This is a genomic window from Oleiphilus sp. HI0043, from assembly GCF_001634935.1.
This window is the reverse complement of sequence record NZ_LWEY01001206.1, coordinates 1-4,132: the sequence shown is the minus strand read 5'-3', so window position 1 is coordinate 4,132 and position 4,132 is coordinate 1. Positions and strand designations below refer to the sequence as shown.

The window sequence follows — 4,132 nt, the reverse complement described above, 5'->3', positions numbered from 1 at the left end:
AGGGATTTAAATCAATCGATGAAGCAAGAACTTGGGTGAAAGAGTTTGTCACTTGGTACAACACAGAGCACCGGCATAGTCGAATTAACTTTGTTACCCCAGAGCAAAGGCACTTAGGTCTGGATGAAGAAATATTATCGAAGAGGGATGAGCTTTATCGCAAGATGAAAAGAAAGAACCAAATAAGGTGGTCAAAAGCTACGCGGAACTGGGAGAAAGTGGGTGACGTTAAGTTGAACCCGGAGAAGGAAAAACAAGCAGCTTAAATGCTCAGGCGACAACTACCTTGAAAAACGCCGCTATATAGACCCTCTTCATTAGTACTAATAATATGAAAGTTCCAGTCAGTAATACCATGCTCATGCAAATCTTTCGAAACTTGGTCGACACTGTCAATTGAAGGGCTAAGGTAATATAAACGTTTCATAGGACACCTCCGACTACAAATTAATGCTCTAATTTAAAAACGGAAAACCATATAACGATCTATCTTTATCATTAACTTAATTATAGCGCTAAAGATGCTGCTTTTTTGATCAGATATAGACCGTCTTATTCTATATAGATTTTTATTATCACTATTAAGTTTATGCAAGGTTAGTGCTTGTCCGCATATATGCCCTAGAATAGTTTTACTATTGAGACTTATCTATTCTTTGAGCGGAAACAAGCTGCTATCGCAGCATTCTTACAAAGTACATTATTTGGAATAATTAATATGACAGCAGGGGTGATTTTAACGGGTGGTGGTGCACGAGGCGCTTACCAGGCCGGTGTTCTTAAGGCAATTGCAGAACAGTTTCCTGGCTTTGACTATCCCTTTCCTGTCATTTGCGGCAGTTCCGCAGGAGCTTTAAACGCCGTGGGGCTAGGAGGAGGGGGTAAGATCTTCAGGCATAGTGTCGACAGTCTCGAAGATCTTTGGTTAAACCTTAGCTCTGATAAGGTATACAAATCCGACTATTGGAATCTTGCAAAAAACCTAGGCCAGTTTGTTAGAGGTTTCGTCAGCGGAGATGGCATTGATGTGCCAGGCTCCATGTTCAATAACGCCCCCTTAAGAGAGCTATTAAAAAAAGAAGCTGATTTCGGACAACTCACAACCAACATCAAGAAGCACGACATACAGGCAGTTAGTGTGACAAGTTGTGGTTATCGAAGCGGCCAAAGTGTTAGTTTTTTCCAAGGTGAAGACCACCTTACTGGTTGGCAATCAGGGAATAGGGTGGGCGTTAAAACAAAACTAACGCTTGATCACCTCATGGCTTCTTCTGCTATCCCGACCATATTTCCACCAGTCAAGATACATAGAGAGTACTTTGGCGATGGTGTTGCTCGTAATATGGCACCGCTTAGCCCTGCAGTTCACCTTGGTGCGAATCGAATTTTGGTTATTGGTGTTAGCGCGAACCTCACCAATCGTCATATTCGCAAGGAAAGTAAAAAAGAGCCAAAGCGACCCTCTATCTTAGAGCATGTTATAAACGGAATGTTTATTGATGTTGTAGAAAAGGACGTTGAAAAGGTCGCTGTCATCAACAGCCTTTTAAAAAGAGTTGAGGACCCAGAAGCAGTCGCCAACGATTTGGGATTAAGGTTTATTGATACCTTGGTGATAAACCCAAGCGAACCAATTGATGAAATTGCAATTAAACATGTTTCCAAACTACCCGGACCTATTAAACAGTTTTTTGGTCTAAACAAGGAACCAATTGAAGGCGGCGTGAGCCTGGCTAGCTATCTTTTGTTTGAAGGGGAGTTTATGCGAGAGCTCATAGCTCTCGGATACAAGGACGCTCAAGCTAAGTCCAAGGAGCTTGAAAGTTTCTTTAACGCAGATATGAAAAACAGCTAACCAAATTTAACAACTCCTCTCTGAAAATGGTAAGCAATTGTATTTACAAGAAAATATTAATATTGCCAAAATTTAAATCTATTTTTGTGACTAGCAGTCAATTTTGATGTCTCTTTTCGAACATGTCTTTGTTATAATTCGCACCATAATAACGATAAGAAAAGAACGTTCTTACACATCAAACAATTAATGAGGATTAAGGAAACATTATGACATTTCGTCGAATTATACTTGCGCTAGTAATGCTGTCGACTGCTGCCACAGCTTCTGCACTTGAAAAGAAAAAGTTCTGTATGTACGACCCGGTTGGAAAAAACGGTCCTGCAATGACATTCTTCGCTGACTTGAAAGCAAAAGCTATTCCTTGGGGTCTAGATATCCATTTGGAAGCTTTTACCGATGAAAAAGTTGCCTCTAATGATTTTAAAGCCGGTATGTGTGATGGTGTATTTCTTACCTCTATATTGAGTAGCCCATACGTTCCATTTGGTGGTACCTTGGATGCAATTGGTGGCATCAACAACGAGAAGCAGCTTGGTATCGTTCTAAAGGCCTTGACTAACCCGAAAGTTGGCAAGCTACTTACGAATGGTAATTACGAGATGGTTGGTACTTTGCCTGTTGGTTCTGTTTACCTATTCGTAAGAGACAGAAATATTGACTCAGTTGAAGAATTTAGCGGCAAAAAGATCTCGGTTCTTAACGAAGATCCACAAAGTTTGAAGCTTGCTAACCTAGTTGGTGCGTCTCCGGTCGGCACTTCTTTGACCACTTTCTCGGGCCAGTTCAATAACGGTAATATCGACATTCTACCAATGGTCGCGCTTGGTTATAACGTATTTGAGTTATATCACGGTCTCGGCGAGAACGGCGGTATTATCGACGAAAAACTCCTTTACGGCATGATGCAGCTTGTTACTCACAAGGACCGCTTTGCAGACGACTTTGGTCAAAAGATGCGTGAGTACATTCTTTCTCGTATTCCTGACATTAATAAAATGGTTAAGGATGCTGAAGCGGAAATCCCAGCGAAGTATTGGATCAAAACAGATGCTAAAACTAAGGAAGAAATTACTAAGTTTAAGCGTGAAATCCGTATGGCTCTAAAAGCAGAGGGTAACCACCACCCTAAAGCTTTAAAAATGCTTTGGAAAATCCGTTGTTCTGAAAATCCAACTGCTGCCGAGTGTGGTACACCAGAGTAATTTGCTAACTTAGCTTTTACTTTCTAAAGCCCGGCCGTTGCCGGGCTTTTTATTGTCTGCGATTAATCCATTGGTAGGAATGTGTATTACACTATTCATGACTAGCGGTCACAAATATAGATCTATATTATTAGCAAAATAAGATAAAAACCAAAAACCGAGGTTCTCATGTCACGCACTACACACCCAAGTCTAAGTTTTGCTACGCCATATCAACAAGGTAATGTAAACGTTAAAAATCGATTCTTTAAGTCTGCAATGAGCGAACAACTGGGAGACAAACAGCACAATCCGGGCAAGCGACTTGCTAAGTTATATCGTACCTGGTCAGCTGGCGGTACTGGGTTACTTATCACAGGTAACGTCATGATTGACCGGGCAGCACTTGGCGAACCAAAAAACGTTGTTCTAGATAACGAAAGCGACCTCGAGAGCTTCATTCAATGGGCGGACGCTGCAAAGCAGAATGACACCAAAGTTTGGATGCAATTAAACCACCCAGGTAAGCAATCGCCAACGTTTTTAACAAAGCAGCCAGTCGCCCCCTCTGCTATTCCTTTAGGTGGGGGGCTTGAAAACACCTTTGCCACCCCTCGTGCGCTCGAAGAAAGCGAAATTTTAGAAATAATCGAAAAGTTTGCGACCGCCGCAAAACTTGCCAAACAAACAGGCTTCGATGGTGTACAAATTCATGGCGCTCACGGTTATTTGGTTAGCCAGTTTTTATCTCCACACCACAACCAGAGAAAAGACAAGTGGGGCGGTAGCTTACAAAATAGAATGCGCTTTGTATTAGAGGTTTACCGTGCTATTCGTGAAGCCACAGATGATAATTACCCAATTGGCATTAAATTAAATTCTGCTGACTACTCGAAAGGAGGGTTCTCTCATGAAGAATCTATGGAAGTAGTCGAAACCCTTGCAAAAGCGGGAATTGATTTACTGGAAATTTCCGGCGGCACCTACGAAAGCCCAAGCATGGTAGGTCATAACATTAAGGAATCAACACGCCGACGCGAAGCATACTTCATAGAATATGCAGATAAAATCCGCGAGCGCGTTTCAATTCCAC

Annotated in this window: 5 protein-coding genes; 4 read left to right on the top strand and 1 reads right to left on the bottom strand. The window is 41.8% G+C overall.

From position 1 onward, the window contains the following. Nucleotides 1-266: integrase core domain-containing protein (locus A3729_RS14430; RefSeq protein WP_156490451.1), on the top strand; the 266-nt coding region annotated here is incomplete at its 5' end. Here A3729_RS14430 and A3729_RS31695 read toward each other — a convergent pair. After that, nucleotides 263-427, bottom strand: a complete 165-nt coding sequence (locus A3729_RS31695; protein ID WP_156497956.1) for a hypothetical protein — start codon at nt 425-427, stop codon at nt 263-265. The two genes, A3729_RS14430 and A3729_RS31695, sit on opposite strands and share 4 nt — an antisense overlap. Nucleotides 428-718: 291 nt before the next feature. Between A3729_RS31695 and A3729_RS14425 the strand changes: the two genes are divergently transcribed. From A3729_RS14425 to A3729_RS14415, 3 genes are all read left to right on the top strand, one after another. Continuing rightward, nucleotides 719-1,855: a patatin-like phospholipase family protein gene (locus tag A3729_RS14425; RefSeq protein ID WP_068510720.1), complete on the top strand. Its 1,137-nt coding sequence runs from the start codon at nt 719-721 to the stop codon at nt 1,853-1,855. A 209-nt stretch (nt 1,856-2,064) separates the two neighbouring features. After that, nucleotides 2,065-3,060 carry a putative solute-binding protein gene (locus A3729_RS14420; RefSeq protein WP_068510722.1) on the top strand — a complete coding sequence of 332 codons (996 nt, stop codon included), beginning with the start codon at nt 2,065-2,067 and terminating at the stop codon, nt 3,058-3,060. A gap of 168 nt (nt 3,061-3,228) precedes the next feature. Beyond that, nucleotides 3,229-4,132 (top strand): NADH:flavin oxidoreductase/NADH oxidase family protein (locus A3729_RS14415; RefSeq protein WP_068634014.1); only part of this gene is annotated, 904 nt, incomplete at its 3' end.